This is a genomic window from Luteimonas campi (assembly GCF_051162505.1).
Classification (GTDB): Bacteria; Pseudomonadota; Gammaproteobacteria; order Xanthomonadales; family Xanthomonadaceae; genus Luteimonas.
Genome location: NZ_JBNWEM010000001.1, coordinates 1,110,821 through 1,126,430 on the forward strand (window position 1 = coordinate 1,110,821; position 15,610 = coordinate 1,126,430).

Below are 15,610 nucleotides of genomic sequence, written 5' to 3' on the forward strand. Positions count from 1 at the left end.
TTGGGGTTTTCCGCAAACCTCGCCCGCCCATGACCCTGCCCGACCCGTCCCCGGCCCCCTCCCCGCCCATCGCCTTTATCGGCGGCGGCAACATGGCCCGCAGCCTGATAGGCGGCCTGGTCGCGGCCGGCGCCGACCGCGCAGGCATCCGCGTGGCCGAGCCCGATGCCCGTACCCGCGCCGGGCTGGCCGAGGACTTCGGCGTGGCCTGCTTCGCCGGGGCGGAGGAGGCCGTGCAGGGCGCGGCGACCTGGGTGTTCGCGGTCAAGCCGCAGGTGATGCGCCAGGTCTGCGCGGCGCTGGCCGCACCCGCGCAGGAGGGGCGACCGCTGGTCGTATCGATCGCCGCCGGCATCACCGCCTCGCAGCTCGACCGCTGGCTGGGCGGCGGCCTGCCGGTGGTGCGTGCGATGCCCAACACGCCTGCCCTGCTGGGCGCCGGCGTGACCGGCCTGTTCGCCAATGCGCAGGTCGATGCGCGCGGGCGCGAACGCGCCACGCAGCTGCTGGCCAGCGCCGGGCAGACCGTGTGGATCGCCGACGAAGCGCAGATGGACGCGGTCACCGCCACCTCGGGCAGCGGCCCCGCCTACGTGTTCCTGCTGGCCGAGGCGATGGAGGCGGCGGCGATCGCGCAGGGCCTTCCGCCACAGGCCGCACGCACGCTGGCGCAGCAGACCATCCTCGGGGCGGCGCGGATGCTCACCGAATCCAACGAGCCGCCCGCGGAGCTGCGCCGCCGCGTCACTTCGCCCAACGGCACCACCCAGGCCGCGATCGAAACCTTCGAGGCGGGCGGGTTCCATGACCTGGTCGCCCGTGCGATCGACGCCGCCACGCGCCGCGGCGCCGAACTGTCGGCCGCCAATGACTGACCGGCGCGCACGCGGGGGAGGTGTGCTGGCGGCTGTGGTCCTGTGCGCGCTGGCCGCCTGCGGTGGCAGCCCGGTCGGGCAGGAGGAACTGGCCGCGCTCAGCGTCGCCTCGCGCCAACCCGCCACGATGGAGGCCGGCGGCGTGCGGATCAGCGCCAGCGTGGCCCCCACCGCTTCACTCAGCCCTGCCATCGCCGCCCGTTACGGCGTGGCGCCCGACCGCGCGACGCAACTGCTGCTGGTCGGCCTGCGCCAGGGACCGGCGCATGAGGAAACCTCGGTGCAGGCGCAGGTGAGCGTCCGCGCGCGCGACCTGCGGGGCGTCTGGCAGGACGTGGCCATGCGCGAAGTGCACAGCGACGGTTTCGTCGATTATGTCGGCACCGCGCGGGTTGCGCCGCCCGACACGCTGGCCCTGGAGGTGAGCGTGCAGCGCGAGGGCGCCGATGCGCCGGACGTGCTGCGTTTCAGTCGCGATGTGTTCGCCCGGTAGCCGCCCGGACGGTCCGCTGCCGGCATCTACCCCCCGGGGAGTCCGGAACCACCCGCCGATGCGCCACGGCTAGGCGCGCCGTTCCGCCCAGCGCCGGATGACCTGCGCGATCTCGCCAACGCCGTCGGTGAGCGCGGCAGGCCCCGGCTGCAGGATCAGCGGCGACTTGATCTCGTGCAGTTCGCCGTCGCGCACCGCCGGGATCGCACTCCAGCCCGGGCGCGCTGCAACGGTCGCCGGCCGGAACTTCTTGCCGCACCAGGAGCCGAGGATGATGTCCGGCGCGCGCGCGATCACCGGATCGCCGTTGGCCAGGATGCGGGCCTTGGCCAGGGGTTCGATCGACAGCTCGGGAAAGATGTCGTCTCCACCGGCGATGCGGACCAGCTCGGCCACCCAGCGGATCCCGGTGATGAGCGGCTCGTCCCATTCCTCGAAGTAGACCTTCGGCCGCAGCGGCAACTTCGCCGCGTCGGCCGCGATCGCCTCCAGGCCGCGCGCGAGCCCGTCGGCATAGGCGTCGGCACGGGCGCCCGCACCCACCAGCGCGCCCAAGCGCCGCACGTAGTCGAGGATCCCCGCGACGCTGCGGTGGTTGCTGATCCACACCTCCACCCCGCGCCGCACCAGTTCGGCGGCGATGTCGGCCTGGATGTCGGAAAACCCCACCACGAAGTCCGGCTGCAGCGCCAGGATCGCGTCGATCTTCGCGCTGGTGAAGGCGCTGACCTTGGGCTTGTCCTTGCGCGCGCGCGGCGGACGCACGGTGAAGCCGCTGATGCCCACGATCCGGTCCTGCTCGCCCAGCGCGTAGAGGACTTCGGTGGGTTCCTCGGTGAGGCAGACGATGCGCCGTGGGCCGACGCTCATTGCAGCGGCTTGCGGAAGCAGACTACGCGCTCTGTCTCCTCGAATCCGCAGCCCAGGTGGGCCGCCAGCGAGACCCGGTTGTCCAGCAGCGCATCCGAGGCAAGCTCGGTGCACCCGCAGGCCCGGGTCCAGGCCTCGACCCACGCCACCAGCGCGCGCCCGACCCCTCGGCCGCGCCAGCCGGGCACGACGTACCACGCTTCCAGGAAGCCCACCGGCGACGAGCGGGTGCCGTTGACGTATTCCATGCGGCGCCGCGCCTCGGCAAAGCCGATCGGCGCGTCACCGGCCAGGGCCAGCACGACGCCGGTGGCGTCGGCAGGCTGCGTGGCCGCGTGCAGCTCGTCGGCTGCATCGACCCCGGTTTCGTCCGGCCACAGCGCCTGCCGCATCCGCCCCCAGGCGGCCGAGTCGTCCGGCAACCGCACCGGCCGCAGCGCGAACGCCGGCGCAGGGTTCACGGATACAGCATCCGCTTGCGGCACTGGCCGGTGAGATCGAACTCGTACAGCCAGCGCTCGTGCAGGCGGAACATGCCGCCGTACCAGAACTCGATCCGGTCCGGCCGCACGCGCAGGCCGGTCCAGCGCGGCGGGCGCGGCACCTCGCGCCCCGCGAACTCGGCCTCCAGTTCGCTGAGCCGCTGCTCGAACGCATCGCGCGAGGCCAGCGTCTCGGACTGCTTCGAGGCCCAGGCGCCGAGCTGGCTCACCCGCGGCCGGGTCGCGAAATAGGCATCGGCCTCGGCCTCGTCGACCAGCTCCACCGGCCCCTCGATGCGCACCTGCACGCCGCTGCGCACGCGCGGCCAGTGGAACAGCAGCGCCGCGTGCGGATTGAGCTGCAGCTCCTGGCCCTTGCGCCCGTCGAGGTGGGTGTAGAACACGAAGCCGCGCGCGTCGTGCGCCTTGAGCAGCACGGTGCGCGCCGACGGCAGGCCCTCGCGCGACGCGGTGGCCACCGTCATCGCGGTGGGATCGGGTTCGCCCGCCGCCGACGCTTCGGCGAACAGGGCATCGAAGGTGGCCAGGGCCTCGGCCTGCAGGTCTGCGCAGTTCATTGGGCTATTGTGGCCCGATGGTCCATCACGCGCACGCCGCTCCGCCGCAAGGGTTCGACGACGCGCTGGCGATGCGCGTGCTCGACGGCGCGCTGGCCGCTGGCGCGGTGGTCTACGGCATCTCTGGCCTGCAGGGCAGCGGCAAGTCGACGCTGGCCGCGCAGGTGGTGGCCGCCGCGACCGGCCGCGGACTGCGGGCCGTCGCGCTGTCGCTGGACGACGTCTATCTCGATGTGCCGGCGCGTCGGGCGCTGGCACGCGACGTCCACCCGCTGCTGGCCACGCGCGGCCCGCCAGGCACCCACGACCTGCCGCTGGCGCTGGCCACCCTCGACGCGCTGCGCGCGGGGCGTCGCACGCGGCTGCCGCGTTTCGACAAGCTCGGCGACCGTCGCCTGCCCCGTTCGCAGTGGCCGCTGGTGGGCCCGGTGGACCTGGTGGTCTTCGAGGGCTGGTGCCTGTGCACGCCGCCGGAGCCGGCGGCGGGCCTGGTCGAGCCGGTCAATACGCTCGAGCGCGAGCACGACGCCGGCGGCGCCTGGCGCGGCTACTGCAACGCCGCCCTCGCACGCGACTACCCGGCACTCTGGGAGCGCGTCGACCGTTTGTTGTTCCTGCAGCCACCCGGCTTCGAGGTGGTGGCCTCGTGGCGCTGGCAACAGGAGCAGGCATTGCAGGCGGGCAGTCCCACCCGGCCAGCCATGACGCGCAGCCAGGTGACGCGCTTCGTGCAGCATTTCGAGCGCGTCAGCCGCCAGGCGCTGCGTATCCTCCCGGCGCAGGCCGATGCCGTCATCGAACTGGACGCGGCGCGCCGCACCGTCGGCTGCCGCGGCCTCGCCTGAGCGCCTATCCGGCGCCGCGATGCAGGATCGCCGTGTCTACACGGGCGGCGCCCGGGATCCTCGCTGCGCCAGGGTTCGGGCAACTGCGCTGCGGGCACAGCGCGCGGCGTGCGCCCGGCCGGTGTCGGTGCGGATGGAAGCGATGTGCGGTCGGGATGCGGTCGTCCGCCACCTGTCCAACCCGACTGTGGATCGCCGCAGGACGGATGCACGCACCAGTCCGTCGCGCCAGGCGTTCGATCCGCTCGAGCAGGCAGTGCGAGCCGAGCCAGCGCAGTTGCGGTCGAACAAGTGTACGCACGCGGCGCAGCCGCGCAGTCGTAGGTGCCGCTTGCGCGCTGCGCGCGACGGCCCCGGCAAGGCGGGAAAGTCGCGAATGCAACGACTGCGATCGCGCAGGCCGGGCCACGGTGGACGCGCACGGGCTGTTACGATCCCGCCCATGAATCCGGCTCCCAATCTCGTGCTGGTCGGCCCCATGGGCGCCGGCAAGTCCTCGATCGGCAAGCGCCTGGGCCAGCGGTTCGGCCTGGCGTTCCTGGATGCCGACCGCGAGATCGAAATACGCACAGGCGCCACCATTCCCACCATCTTCGAATGCGAGGGCGAGGCCGGTTTTCGCGCCCGCGAATCGGCCACGCTGTCGGACCTGTTGTCGGGCCGGGGACAGGTGATCGCCACCGGCGGCGGCGCGGTGCTCGATGCGGGCAGCCGGCAACGCATGCGCGAGCGTGCGTTCGTGGTGTACCTGCAGGTCAGCCTGCCGCGCCAGCTCGATCGGCTGGCCCGCGACCGCAGTCGCCCGCTGATCGCCGGAGACGATCGCGAGCAGGTGCTGCGGCGGCTGGCACTGCAGCGGGCGCCGCTCTACGAGGAAGTCGCCGACCTGCGATTCGACACCGACCCCTGGTTGCCGCCGCAGGCGGCCGTGCAGCTCTCCCGCCTGCTGCAGGCGCAGTGGCAGCGCGCGCCGGACCAGGATCTGAAGGACACCGCCACCGCATGAAGAGTCAGCCACGCCGCGACGTTGCCGTCGGCGGCGGCCACCCCTACACCATCAGCATCGGCCCCGGCCTGCTCGGCGATGGCGCTCGACTTGCCGCCACCCTGCGCGGCAGGGACGCCTTCGTGGTCAGCGATGACGCGGTCGCACCGCTGTACCTGCAGCGCGTGCTCCAGGCGCTACAGGCGGCGCGTCCCGACCTGCGCCTGGCGCACTGGACCATGCCGGCCGGCGAGGCCTCCAAGACCCTGGCGCGTTTCGGCGAGGCGATCGACGCGATCGCGCATGCCGGTGCGCGCCGCGACGCCACCGTCTACGCGCTCGGCGGCGGCGTGGTCGGCGACCTGGCCGGCTTCGCCGCGGCCGCGTGGATGCGCGGCGTGGACTGCGTGCAGTTGCCGACCACCCTGCTGGCGATGGTCGACTCCTCGGTCGGCGGCAAGACCGCGGTCGATCTGCCCCAGGGCAAGAACCTGGTGGGCGCCTTCCACCCGCCGCGCGCGGTGCTGGCCGACACGTCCACGCTGCGCACGCTGCCGCCGCGCGAACTGCGTGCGGGCCTGGCCGAGGTGGTGAAGTACGGCGCGATCGTGGATGCCGGCTTCCTCGACTGGCTCGACGCCCACGCCGAAGCCCTGCTCGCGATGGACGACGACGCGCTGGCCGAGGCCATCGCCCGCAGCTGCGCGCACAAGGCGGCGATCGTCGAGCGCGACCCGTTCGAGCACGGCGAACGCGCCCTGCTGAATTTCGGCCACACCTTCGGCCACGCGCTCGAGACCGGGCAGGGCTACGGCGGCCTGGTCCATGGCGAGGCGGTGGCGGTGGGCATGATCCAGGCCGCGCGCCTGTCCGAGCGCCTCGGGCTGGCCACCGCGGCCGACACTGCCCGCCTGCGTGAGCTGCTGCTGCGCTTCGGCCTGCCGGTCGACCCTCCGCCGGGGCTGGATCCGGACCGGCTGGTCGCCCTCATGCGCCTGGACAAGAAGACCCAGGCCGGCGGCCTGCGCTTCATCGTCTGGGAGGGGGCCGGGCGGGCCAGGGTCGAGGCCGACGTGCCAGAGGACGTGGTCCGGGACGTGCTCCAGGCCTGAGCCCCGGCGTGGCGCGGCCCGTGACGCGCCGCGACGTACAATGGCCGGCCCATGCGCCTGCTCCTGCAACAACGTCCCGACGGCCGCGAAGCCCCGCGCTTCGTGCAGCTGACCCTGCAGCAGGACCTGCTGGGGGCGTGGACGCTGCTGCGCGAAACCGGCCAGACCGGCGGTCGCAGCAGCCTTCGGCGCGAACAGTACCTGGACCATGCCAGCGCCCTGGCCGCGCTGGAGCATGCCCGGGACGCGCAGCTCAAGCGCGGCTTCCAGCTGATGTACGCCGAAGGGGCGGGCGCGCCGAAGTGAGCATCGCGCCCCGGTCGTGCCGGCCCGCCCCCGCTGCATGCACCCCCCTTCCTGCCTTCGCGCGGACCCCGCCCATGCGGGGCGGGCCGCCGTCGCGGGCGCCCTTCTTGTCCCCTACAGGTCCGGGCCGCCGCCCGGAGACGGAAACGCCATGACCGCTGCCCTCAAGAACGATCGCTTCCTGCGCGCCCTGCGCCGCGAACCCGTGGACTGCACGCCGGTGTGGCTGATGCGCCAGGCCGGCCGCTACCTGCCGGAGTACCGCGAGACCCGCCGCCAGGCAGGCAGCTTCCTGGCCATGGCCAAGAACCCCGACATCGCCTGCGAGGTCACCCTGCAGCCGCTGCGCCGCTTCCCGCTGGATGCGGCCATCCTGTTTTCCGACATTCTCACCATCCCCGACGCGATGGGCCTGGGCCTGTACTTCGTCGACGGCGAAGGCCCCAAATTCGAGCGTCCGGTACGCAGCGCGGCCGACGTCGCGAAGCTCGCCGTGCCCGACATGGAAACCGAACTGCGCTATGTGATGGACGCGGTACGCGTGATCCGGCGCGAGCTGGACGGCGCGGTACCGCTGATCGGCTTCTCCGGCAGCCCCTGGACCCTGGCCTGCTACATGGTCGAGGGCGGCGGCAGCAAGGACTTCGCCCGCATCAAGGCTATGGCGCTCAACGAGCCGGCGGCCCTGCATGCGCTGCTCTCGGTCACCGCCGACGCGGTGATCGCCTACCTCGCCGCGCAGCGCGCGGCCGGCGCGCAGGCGCTGCAGGTGTTCGACACCTGGGGCGGCGTGCTGTCGCCGGCGATGTACCGCGAGTTCTCCCTGCCCTACCTGCAGCGCATCGCGCAGGGGCTCGAACGCGGCGAAGGCGCGCAGCGCACGCCGCTGATCCTGTTCGGCAAGGGCACCGCCGCCTACCTGGAAGAGCTGGCCGCCACCGGCGCCGACGGCGTCGGCGTCGACTGGCTGGTGGAACTGGGCGAGGCCGCACGCCGCACCGGCGGCAAGGTCGCGCTGCAGGGCAACCTGGATCCGACCACGCTGTACGGCTCGCCCGAAGCGGTGCGCCGCGAAGTGCGTCGCGCGCTCGACAGCTATCGCGACGGCAACGGCGGCTCGCGCGACGGTCACGTGTTCAACCTCGGCCACGGCATGTCGCCGGACATGAACCCCGATCACGTCGCCGCCCTGGTCGACGAGGTGCACGCCTACAGCGCGCGCTGATCCCCGGCCGCAGCCTCGCCGGGCGCCGCCCGGAACCGGACGGTGGGCCGCTGGTTCCGCTGCTGCTCTGGCCCTCCTAGGGATCGGGTGGCGGCGCCTCATGGCGCACACGCAGGAAGCGCGCGAAGCGCGGCACGCCGTTGCCGGTGAGGCCGTTGTAGCGATAGGTCACCAGGCTGCCGAGCGACGGCGGCGAGGCGCGCTGGGCATCGTCGAGTCCGCTGCCCAGCCGGAAGCGCAGGCCGTCCGCGCGTTCGACCAGCAGGGCGCCGGTCATGCCCTGGTATTTGCCGCGTCCCGGGCTGTACCCGACCACGCGTGCTTCGGCGTCCTGCCAGGGCTTGAGCTTGAGCAGGCCCTCGCTGCGCCCGCTGCGGTAGCGCGCATGGCGGTGGTGCAGCATCAGCCCCTCGCCACCGGCCGCCACCACTGCCTGCAGGCGCGCATCGAGGAGCGATGCATCGGCGAAACGCTGTTGCCGCACCGGCTGCAGCCAGGGCACGTCGGCGCCCGCGAGCAGGGCGCGCAGCCGCACCAGACGCTCGTCGAAACTGCCGGGGTGCGCGGGCAGGTCGAACACCATGAAGCGCACCTGCCGCCAGGCGGCGTCCCCCGGGCGTTGCGCGCGCACGATCGCACTCACCTCATCGAAGCGCCCACGCGCGATCCACAGTTCCCCATCCATCGCCACCGGCGGCCAGCCGGCGACGAACCAGGCCGGCACGGCGATCCGGCCGCCGCCGCGCGTCCACAGCACGCGCCCGTCCCAGTGGCCGCGCACGCCGTCTAGCTTCTCGCTGACCCAGTAGTCACCGATCGCGATCCCCGGCTGGTAATCCTTCGCCAGCATCAGTGCCGGCGGCTGCGCGCCGCAGGGGGCGGCGCACAGCGCGAGCAGCAGCGACAGCAGCAGGACCAGGCCCGTGCGCATGTGGGGTTCCCCGACAGGACGACCAGGCGAGTCTGGCGATCGCGCGGCATGCCTGCGATCGGGTCGTGACCGGATCGCGCGTAGGACAACCACCCGGCCCGGCGTGCGGCATCGGCGGATCGCGGATGCCGCACCCCGGCTGGGCCGCTCAGGGCCGGATCGCCTCCGCCAGTACGGCCGCGAGCATCGCGCCGGTCACCGGCTTGCGCAGGAAGGCGTCGAAGCCGGCGCCCGCCGCCGCGGCCTCGGCCTCGCCGTCGGCGCGCGCGGTCACCGCGATCAGGGGCGCGGCAAAGCCGTTCGAACGCATCAGCCGGGCCAGGGTCAGGCCATCGATCCCGGGCAGGTCGAGGTCCAGCAGGGCGGCGTCGAAGGCGTGCAGCGGAATCTCCGACAGCGCGGCCAACCCATGCGCCACGTGCACGACCCGGTGCCCCTGGCTTTCGAGCAGGCCGCTCACCACGCGTGCGATGGTGGGATCGTCCTCGACCAGCAGCAGGGTCAGCCTGCTGGCCGCGGGGGTGGGCTCCGGCACCGGCTGCCCCGGTGGCGGAGCGCATGGCTGCAGCGGCAGTTCGACGATGAAGGCGGTGCCCTGCCCGGGGGCGCTGTCGATATCGATGCGCCCACCCATTGCCGCGGCCAGCTCCTGGGAAATCGCCAGGCCCAGTCCGCTGCCGCCGTAGCGGGCGCTGGTGCGCGCGCCTTCGGCCTGCTCGAAGCGCCGGAACAGGCGCTGTTTCTGCTCGGCGTTGAGGCCCGGGCCGGTATCGCGCACGGTCAGGCGCACGCCCGACGGCAGCATCGCCTGCACCTGCAGGGCCACGCTGCCGCGCTCGGTGAACTTGACCGCATTGCCGAGCAGGTTGAGCAGGATCTGGCGCACGCGTCCGGCATCGCCCATCACCCAGCGCGGCACCGCGGGGTCGACGCGCGCATGGAAGTCCAGGCCACGCTGCTGAGCCTGCGGCGCGCAGAACGCGGCCGTCTCGGCCACCAGCGCATGCAGTTCGAAAGGCTGCTGGTCGAGCTGCAGGCGGTCGGCTTCGATCCGCGCCAGGTCCAGGGCATCGTTGACCAGGCGCAGCAGGTGTTCGCCGGCGCGGCGGATCGACTCGACGTAGCCGCGCTGGCGCTCGTCCAGGGCGGTACCGGCGAGCAGTTCGCTCATGCCCAGCACGCCAGTCATGGGGGTGCGCACCTCGTGCCCCAGCGTGGCCAGGAACCGGGTCTTGGCCAGCGAGGCCTGTTCGGCCACCTCGCGCTTGTGCTCGGCCAGCTGCCAGGCGTGGCGGCGCTTGAGCCGGGCGCGGTACTGGCCGGCCAGCAGCGCCAGCAGCGCCAGCCCGGCCAGGATCCAGGCCGCGGTCGCCAGGCCGGTACGCCACCAGGGTTCCTCGACCACGAATTCGAGGCGCTGCACCGGCGTCCATTCGTCGTCGGCGGTGCGCGCCTGCACGTCCAGCGCGTACTTGCCGTGGCGCAGGCTCGGGAACATGCGTTCGCCCGAGGCGCCCACCTCGACCCAGTCCGGATCGTAGCCCTCCAGCCGGTAGCGGTAGCGATGCGCATGCGCGTCGGTGAACGACAGCAGGCGCGCGACCACGCGCAGGTCGCGGTCGTCGTGGTGCAGGACGACCGGCGCGTCGGCCGGGAACTCCAGCGACTGCTCGCCGCGACGCGCGTGCACCGATTCGATCGCCAGCGTGGGCGCGCGCTCGCTCACCTGCACATGGCGCGGATGGAACAGCAGCAGGCCGTCCGCGGTGCCGACCGCGATGTAGCCGCGTGCGGAGGCCTCGAACGGGTAGTCGCTGAACTGCTGGCTGGGGAGGCCATCGAGCACGCTGTACACGCGCAGGCGTTCGCGCTCGGGGTCGTAGCGCACCAGTCCGCGCGGCGTGCTCATCCACACCACGCCCGATGCGTCCACAACCAGCCCGCCCGGCGCGACCGCCGGCAGGCCCTGGCGCGCGTCGATGGTGCGCTCGGCGATCAGTTCCGCGCCGGTCCAGCGATACGACACCAGCACACCGCTGCCGCCCACCCAGACCGTGTCGTCCGGGGCGTAGCCGAAGGCGAACACCTGCCACTCCGGCCCGCCCGGGACCGGTTCGAACACGCGCGCGCCGGCGTTCCACATCAGCAGTCCCTGCGCGGTCCCGAGCCACAGCGCGCCGTCCGGCCCGCGCGAGACCTGCTGCAGGGCGTTGCCGGCGGGGAAGCCCTGGCCGCCGCCGGCGGGGATGGTCTGGCGCAGGCTTCCGTCGGGCGCGCGCAGCTGCAGCGCGTCGGTCGAGGCCAGCCAGATCGACCCGTCCGGCTCCTCCACGATCTGGCTGACCACGCCGGCGGGCGCCGGATCCTCCACATCGCCCTGGTGCCAGCGGCGCAGCTGGCCGCTGCCGGGCTCGTAACGGGTCACCGAGCCGTGGCAGCCGATCCAGACGCTGCGGTCGCGCACCTCGCGCACCACGTACGGCAGCATGTCGCCGCAGACACCGGCGGTACGGTGCTGCACCTCGGCCGTGTCTGGATCGAGCCAGTCGAGCACGCCGCCGGTACCGACCAGCCAGAACCCGCCATCGATCGCCGGCGTGGCGCTATAGACGAAGGCATTGCCCGAGGAGGCCGGATCCTCGAGCCGCCGCCGCAGCACGGTGAAGTTGCGCCAGTTGGCCGGCAGGTGCCAGACGCCGGTTTCGGAACTGGCCAGCCACAGGCCGCCTTCGCGGTCTTCCAGCGCGGCCGACCAGGCCGGACGCACCAGGCCGCGGCTGGTGCTGCTGTACAGGGGCACGTCCTCGACCCGTCCACCGCGCTCGAGCGCCAGCCCGCTGCGCGTATCGAGCCAGTGCGCGCCCTGCCGATCCTGCACCAGCATGCTCAGGACCGGCAGACCGAGCACCGGGTCGCGCCAGGGCGCGGGTTCGATCGTTCCGCTCGCATCGCGATAGACCCAGGCGCTGCTGGAGGTCCCGATCCACAGGTCGCCGGCCTGGTCGAGCACCAGCGCATTGACCGCGGGACTGGGCCGCACGTCCTGCAGCAGGCGGTCGAAGCCGTCGCCGGTCCAGCGCGCCAGGCCGTGGTAGGTCCCGACCCACAGCCGGCCGCGGCGGTCCACGCGCAGCCAGGTCACCGAGGCGGAAGGCAGGCTGCGCGGATTGCCGACCTCCGGCATGAAGCGGCGGATCGCCCCGTCCGGATCGATCCGGTGCAGGCCGCCGTCGGCCGTGCCGAACCAGATCGCACCGTCGGGCGTCTGCGCCACCGACCAGACGTCGTTGCTGCCGATCCTCGCGTCCCTGCCCCGATCGAAATGGACGAAGCCGCGGCGACCGGCATCGAGCATGGCCAGCCCGCCGTTCTGCGTGCCGACCCAGACCCGGTCGCGGTCGTCCACGAACACGGTCCAGACGTGGTTGTCGTGCAGACCGTCGCCGACGCGCCAGATGCGGTAGCCGACGCCGTCGTAGCGGGCCAGGCCGTCGCGCGTGGCGATCCATAGATAACCCTGCCGGTCCTCGGCCAGCGCGTTGATCCGGTTCGAAGGCAGGCCGTCGAACACGCTGATCTGGCGCGGCATCGGCAGCTGCGGCGGCGCGAGCGGCTCCGCGGCCAGGACTGCCCCGGCCAGCGCCCATCCCCACACCAGCACTGTCAAGGCGATCGCCCGCACCCGGCCTCCCCGCTCGCGATGCCCGTCCCTGGCGCGCACGGCGGCACGCGGCCCGGCATCGTCGCAACGCATCGTTGCCGGCGCAAGTCCGGACCCGGGCCGCCGCCGCGGCCTAGAATGCGCGACCGGTCCCTGCCCAGAGACCTGCCAAGACCCGCCAATGCCCCGCTTCCTGCTGCGCCTGTCCGCATCCGCCTGGCTGCTGCTCGCCCTGGCCGGCGCCGCGCGCGCCGAACCGGCGACCTACGCGCTCGATCCGGTCCACACGCGGATCCTGGTGGCCGTCGACCATGCCGGCTTCTCCACTGCGCTGGGCACGATTTCGGGCAGCACCGGCCGCCTGCGCTTCACGCCCGGCGAGTGGGCCGGCGCCGAAGTCACGGTGGAGATCCCGCTGCAGCGGCTGGATTTCGGCGACGAGGAGTGGAACCGGGCCACCCTGGCGCGTGGCCTGCTCGACGCCGGCACGCATCCGGTCGCGACCTTCCGCTCCACCCGCGTCGAGCCGCTGGACGAACAGCTGGCCGTCGTCCATGGCGTGCTGGACCTGCGCGGGGTGAGCCGCGACGTGGCGCTGGAGGTCACGCTCAATGGCGCCAGGCGCCACCCGCTGCCCCCGTTCCGCCGCACGGTCGGTTTCTCCGCGACCGCCACACTCAGCCGCGCGGACTTCGGCATCACGGCCTGGCGCTCGATGATCGGCGACACGGTGCAACTGCGCATCGAGGCCGAAGCCACCCGGGTGCGCGATCGCGATGGGGCCGATGGGTCCGAAGCAGGCGATGCACCCACGGCGCCAGCGCCCGACCGGCCGGCGTCGGACGACCCCACCCCCGTTCCTGAACCGGAGCCCATCCCGTGACCCTGTGCAATTCCCGCGAACACTGGGGCGCCGTCAGCAAGACGTTCCACTGGCTGATCGTGCTGCTGATCCTGGCCCTGGCCATCGCCGGGCTCGCCATGGACGAACTGCCGCGCACGCCGAAGTATTTCTGGGTGTACACCGCGCACAAGTCGCTCGGCATCACCGTGCTGGCGCTGATGCTGGCGCGCCTGGGCTGGCGGCTGTATGCCGGCGCCCCGGCGCCGGTCGCCGGCACGCCGGGCTGGCAGGCCGCGATCGCCAACCTCACCCACTGGCTGCTCTATGCCGTGGCGCTGGCGATGCCGGTGTCGGGCTGGCTCTACGATTCGGCCAGCGGCCTGCGCCCGTTCCGGTTCTTCGGCCAGTTCGACATGCCCAAGCTGGTGGCGCCCAACGAATGGCTGGCCGATCTCACGCGCGAAGCCCACGGGCTGCTGTTCTGGGTGCTGGTGCTCCTGGTGGCCGCGCATGCGGGCGCCGCCTTCTACCACCACATTTTCCAGCGCGACGACACCCTGCTGCGCATGCTGCCCCGCCGCGGCGCGCGCCCCGCTCCCCCACGGAACACCGACCATGTCCAATAAGCTCACCACTCCCGCCGCCGTCGCCGCCATGCTGGTGGCGATGCTGGCCGCGCCCGCGCGCGCGGCCGACTACGTGCAGGCGCCCGGCTCCTCGCTCGCCTTCGCCACCAAGTACGACGGCGAGGTGTTCACCGGCCGCTTCGGCGGCTTCGACACCAGGCTCAGCTTCGATCCGCAGCAGCTCGATGCCGCGCGGCTCGAGGTCACCATCGAACTGGCGGGCACGCAGACCGGCAACGCCGACCGCGATTCGACCCTGTCGGGCGGAGACTTCTTCAACGTGGCCAGGTTCGCCACCGCGCGCTACGTGGCCGACAGTTTCCGCGCGCTCGGCGGCGACCGCTACGCCGCCGACGGCACGCTCAGCCTGCGCGGCGTGAGCCGGCCGGTCACGCTGGAATTCACCTGGACGGCAGGCAGTCCCGCACTGCTCGCCGGTCGCGCCACCGTCAGCCGGCTGGCGTTCGGCGTGGGCGGCGGCGACTGGGCCGACACCAGCGTGATTCCCGATGAAGTGGCGATCAGCACGCGGGTGTTCCTCACCCCGTCGCCCTGATCAGGGCGCGTCGACCGCCTGCTGCGGCAGCACGAAGCAGCCTCGCGCGCCGTCCTCGGCGGCGAGGCAGCCGCGCAGGCCGGCATCGCCGGCGTGGAGCTCCAGCTCGAACACCTGCCCCGAACGCATCAGCAGCAGCGCGTGCCAGATGCCCTGGCGCGGCTGCCATGGCGGCGGGGGCGGCGCATCCGGCGCCTCCAGCCGCAGCGGTGCGCTTGCCGCCAGGATGCGGCGCAGATTGGCCAGGTCCAGTTCGCGCGGCGCGCTGGTCACCGCCCGCAGCAGGATGATCCGCTCCACCTGCGCCGGATCCACCACCGCGCCCAGCGCCATGCCCCGCCAGCGCAGCGGATCGGCCCCCGCGAGCGGTTTGCCCAGGTGCACGTCCGCGTCCGCCGCGCCTGCCGTCATCGCCATCCCCGCCGCCAGGACCAGGGCCTTCACCTGCCTGCGGCCTGCAGCGCGGCCGGGTCGAACGGCCAGTCCAGCTCCGCGCCGGTGGCGGTGTCGTGCAGCACCGGCACGCGGTGGCCGTAGCGCGCCTCCAGCGCCGGATCGTCGTCGATGAAGACGCTGCGCGGCTCGGCGAAGCGGACCCGCACCAGCAGCTCGATGGCCTGGTCGCACAGATGGCAGTCGTCGCGCTGGTAGAGGATGTAGCGGCTCATGGGGGTCGCGGGCCGGATCCGGACGGGATACGCAGCGTAGCGGCTGTCGCGACGCGACGCGACGCACCGTACCGCCTGTGTTACGGACGCAACCAATACAATGGCCGCGCAGAATCTGGAATCCGCCATGTCCGTCAGCACCTTCGACCTCTACAAGATCGGCATCGGACCGAGCTCCTCGCATACGGTGGGGCCGATGCGGGCGGCGGCGCGTTTCGTCGAGCGCTGGCTGGTGGAGCCGGGCTGCCTGCACGAGGTGGCGCAGGTGCGCGCCGAGGTGTTCGGCTCGCTGGCGCTCACCGGCCGCGGCCACGGCACCGACAAGGCGCTGCTGATGGGTCTGGAAGGGCAACTGCCCCACCTCATCGATCCGGACATCATTCCCGCCGCGCTGGCGCGGATCCGCGGCGACAGGCGCATCGCCCTGGGCGGCACGCATCCGGTCGCCTTCGACGAGAAGCGCGACCTGGTGATGAACAAGCGCCAGAAGCTGCCGCACCACACCAACGGCATGCGCTTCACCGCCTTCGACGCGGCCGGCCAGGTGCTGGCC

18 protein-coding genes are annotated in these 15,610 nt (G+C 72.8%); 11 read left to right on the forward strand and 7 right to left on the reverse strand.

Going from position 1 to position 15,610, the window contains the following annotated elements; all coding sequences use genetic code 11:
- Positions 1 to 29: 29 nt before the first annotated feature.
- Positions 30 to 875 (forward strand): pyrroline-5-carboxylate reductase, encoded by an 846-nt coding sequence (gene proC / locus ACQYVW_RS05040; RefSeq protein ID WP_434946224.1) that lies wholly within the window; start codon positions 30 to 32, stop codon positions 873 to 875.
- The gene (locus ACQYVW_RS05045; protein ID WP_434946225.1) at positions 868 to 1,368 is read left to right on the forward strand and encodes a DUF4426 domain-containing protein; all 501 of its coding nucleotides are present in this window, start codon (positions 868 to 870) and stop codon (positions 1,366 to 1,368) included. The genes proC and ACQYVW_RS05045 overlap by 8 nt, the downstream gene beginning before the upstream one ends.
- 69 nt (positions 1,369 to 1,437) lie before the next feature.
- Here ACQYVW_RS05045 and ACQYVW_RS05050 read toward each other — a convergent pair whose 3' ends face one another.
- The 3 genes from ACQYVW_RS05050 to pdxH are packed head-to-tail and all read right to left on the reverse strand — an operon-like array spanning position 1,438 to position 3,298.
- Positions 1,438 to 2,238, reverse strand: a complete 801-nt coding sequence (locus tag ACQYVW_RS05050) for a cobalamin-binding protein (protein WP_434946226.1) — start codon at positions 2,236 to 2,238, stop codon at positions 1,438 to 1,440.
- Positions 2,235 to 2,699 (reverse strand): aminoglycoside 6'-N-acetyltransferase, encoded by a 465-nt coding sequence (aac(6'), locus tag ACQYVW_RS05055; RefSeq protein ID WP_434946227.1) that lies wholly within the window; start codon positions 2,697 to 2,699, stop codon positions 2,235 to 2,237. The genes ACQYVW_RS05050 and aac(6') overlap by 4 nt, the downstream gene beginning before the upstream one ends.
- Complete coding sequence (gene pdxH, locus ACQYVW_RS05060) at positions 2,696 to 3,298, reverse strand: pyridoxamine 5'-phosphate oxidase (protein ID WP_434934183.1); 603 nt, start codon at positions 3,296 to 3,298, stop codon at positions 2,696 to 2,698. The genes aac(6') and pdxH overlap by 4 nt, the downstream gene beginning before the upstream one ends.
- 17 nt (positions 3,299 to 3,315) lie before the next feature.
- On the opposite strand from pdxH, the gene ACQYVW_RS05065 reads away from it, so the two are divergent.
- From ACQYVW_RS05065 to hemE, 5 genes are all read left to right on the forward strand, one after another.
- A complete protein-coding gene (locus ACQYVW_RS05065; protein WP_434946228.1) occupies positions 3,316 to 4,143 on the forward strand; it encodes a kinase in 828 nt (275 codons plus the stop codon).
- A gap of 442 nt (positions 4,144 to 4,585) precedes the next feature.
- Positions 4,586 to 5,149, forward strand: coding sequence for a shikimate kinase (locus ACQYVW_RS05070; RefSeq protein ID WP_434934181.1), 564 nt, complete (start codon positions 4,586 to 4,588; stop codon positions 5,147 to 5,149).
- Complete coding sequence (gene aroB, locus ACQYVW_RS05075) at positions 5,146 to 6,240, forward strand: 3-dehydroquinate synthase (RefSeq protein WP_434946229.1); 1,095 nt, start codon at positions 5,146 to 5,148, stop codon at positions 6,238 to 6,240. The genes ACQYVW_RS05070 and aroB overlap by 4 nt, the downstream gene beginning before the upstream one ends.
- Positions 6,241 to 6,291: 51 nt before the next feature.
- Complete coding sequence (locus ACQYVW_RS05080; protein ID WP_434934179.1) at positions 6,292 to 6,546, forward strand: WGR domain-containing protein; 255 nt, start codon at positions 6,292 to 6,294, stop codon at positions 6,544 to 6,546.
- A gap of 151 nt (positions 6,547 to 6,697) precedes the next feature.
- Complete coding sequence (gene hemE, locus ACQYVW_RS05085; RefSeq protein WP_434946230.1) at positions 6,698 to 7,771, forward strand: uroporphyrinogen decarboxylase; 1,074 nt, start codon at positions 6,698 to 6,700, stop codon at positions 7,769 to 7,771.
- A gap of 76 nt (positions 7,772 to 7,847) precedes the next feature.
- Here hemE and ACQYVW_RS05090 read toward each other — a convergent pair whose 3' ends face one another.
- Both ACQYVW_RS05090 and ACQYVW_RS05095 read right to left on the reverse strand, forming a co-directional pair.
- On the reverse strand, positions 7,848 to 8,702 hold the full coding sequence (locus ACQYVW_RS05090) for a DNA ligase (RefSeq protein WP_434946231.1): 855 nt from the start codon (positions 8,700 to 8,702) through the stop codon (positions 7,848 to 7,850).
- Between the two features lie 148 nt (positions 8,703 to 8,850).
- Positions 8,851 to 12,291 carry a sensor histidine kinase gene (locus tag ACQYVW_RS05095; RefSeq protein WP_434946266.1) on the reverse strand — a complete coding sequence of 1,147 codons (3,441 nt, stop codon included), beginning with the start codon at positions 12,289 to 12,291 and terminating at the stop codon, positions 8,851 to 8,853.
- 253 nt (positions 12,292 to 12,544) lie between these two features.
- On the opposite strand from ACQYVW_RS05095, the gene ACQYVW_RS05100 reads away from it, so the two are divergent.
- Genes ACQYVW_RS05100 through ACQYVW_RS05110 form a run of 3 tightly spaced genes read left to right on the forward strand, consistent with a single transcriptional unit; the run spans position 12,545 to position 14,389 of the window.
- Positions 12,545 to 13,246, forward strand: coding sequence for a YceI family protein (locus tag ACQYVW_RS05100; protein ID WP_434946232.1), 702 nt, complete (start codon positions 12,545 to 12,547; stop codon positions 13,244 to 13,246).
- Positions 13,243 to 13,833 (forward strand): cytochrome b, encoded by a 591-nt coding sequence (locus ACQYVW_RS05105; RefSeq protein ID WP_434946233.1) that lies wholly within the window; start codon positions 13,243 to 13,245, stop codon positions 13,831 to 13,833. Before ACQYVW_RS05100 ends, ACQYVW_RS05105 begins: the two co-directional genes overlap by 4 nt.
- Positions 13,823 to 14,389, forward strand: coding sequence for a YceI family protein (locus ACQYVW_RS05110; protein ID WP_434946234.1), 567 nt, complete (start codon positions 13,823 to 13,825; stop codon positions 14,387 to 14,389). Before ACQYVW_RS05105 ends, ACQYVW_RS05110 begins: the two co-directional genes overlap by 11 nt.
- Here ACQYVW_RS05110 and ACQYVW_RS05115 read toward each other — a convergent pair whose 3' ends face one another.
- Positions 14,390 to 14,833, reverse strand: coding sequence for a hypothetical protein (locus ACQYVW_RS05115; protein ID WP_434946235.1), 444 nt, complete (start codon positions 14,831 to 14,833; stop codon positions 14,390 to 14,392).
- Entirely contained in the window at positions 14,830 to 15,057 is a 228-nt protein-coding gene (locus tag ACQYVW_RS05120) for a glutaredoxin family protein (protein ID WP_434946236.1), read from the reverse strand. The genes ACQYVW_RS05115 and ACQYVW_RS05120 overlap by 4 nt, the downstream gene beginning before the upstream one ends.
- A 127-nt stretch (positions 15,058 to 15,184) precedes the next feature.
- On the opposite strand from ACQYVW_RS05120, the gene ACQYVW_RS05125 reads away from it, so the two are divergent.
- Positions 15,185 to 15,610 (forward strand): serine dehydratase beta chain (locus tag ACQYVW_RS05125; protein WP_434946237.1); only part of this gene is annotated, 426 nt, incomplete at its 3' end.

Excerpts from the sequence above, each read along its gene's own strand:
- pdxH (WP_434934183.1), bottom strand. The coding sequence starts at position 3,298 with ATGAACTGCGCAGACCTGCAGGCCGAGGCCCTGGCCACCTTCGATGCC.
- ACQYVW_RS05120 (WP_434946236.1), bottom strand. The coding sequence starts at position 15,057 with ATGAGCCGCTACATCCTCTACCAGCGCGACGACTGCCATCTGTGCGAC.
- ACQYVW_RS05110 (WP_434946234.1), top strand. The coding sequence starts at position 13,823 with ATGTCCAATAAGCTCACCACTCCCGCCGCCGTCGCCGCCATGCTGGTG.
- ACQYVW_RS05095 (WP_434946266.1), bottom strand. The coding sequence starts at position 12,291 with ATGCCGCGCCAGATCAGCGTGTTCGACGGCCTGCCTTCGAACCGGATC.
- ACQYVW_RS05080 (WP_434934179.1), top strand. The coding sequence starts at position 6,292 with ATGCGCCTGCTCCTGCAACAACGTCCCGACGGCCGCGAAGCCCCGCGC.
- hemE (WP_434946230.1), top strand. The coding sequence starts at position 6,698 with ATGACCGCTGCCCTCAAGAACGATCGCTTCCTGCGCGCCCTGCGCCGC.
- ACQYVW_RS05045 (WP_434946225.1), top strand. The coding sequence starts at position 868 with ATGACTGACCGGCGCGCACGCGGGGGAGGTGTGCTGGCGGCTGTGGTC.
- ACQYVW_RS05065 (WP_434946228.1), top strand. The coding sequence starts at position 3,316 with ATGGTCCATCACGCGCACGCCGCTCCGCCGCAAGGGTTCGACGACGCG.
- aroB (WP_434946229.1), top strand. The coding sequence starts at position 5,146 with ATGAAGAGTCAGCCACGCCGCGACGTTGCCGTCGGCGGCGGCCACCCC.
- proC (WP_434946224.1), top strand. The coding sequence starts at position 30 with ATGACCCTGCCCGACCCGTCCCCGGCCCCCTCCCCGCCCATCGCCTTT.
- ACQYVW_RS05050 (WP_434946226.1), bottom strand. The coding sequence starts at position 2,238 with ATGAGCGTCGGCCCACGGCGCATCGTCTGCCTCACCGAGGAACCCACC.
- ACQYVW_RS05070 (WP_434934181.1), top strand. The coding sequence starts at position 4,586 with ATGAATCCGGCTCCCAATCTCGTGCTGGTCGGCCCCATGGGCGCCGGC.
- ACQYVW_RS05090 (WP_434946231.1), bottom strand. The coding sequence starts at position 8,702 with ATGCGCACGGGCCTGGTCCTGCTGCTGTCGCTGCTGCTCGCGCTGTGC.
- ACQYVW_RS05100 (WP_434946232.1), top strand. The coding sequence starts at position 12,545 with ATGCCCCGCTTCCTGCTGCGCCTGTCCGCATCCGCCTGGCTGCTGCTC.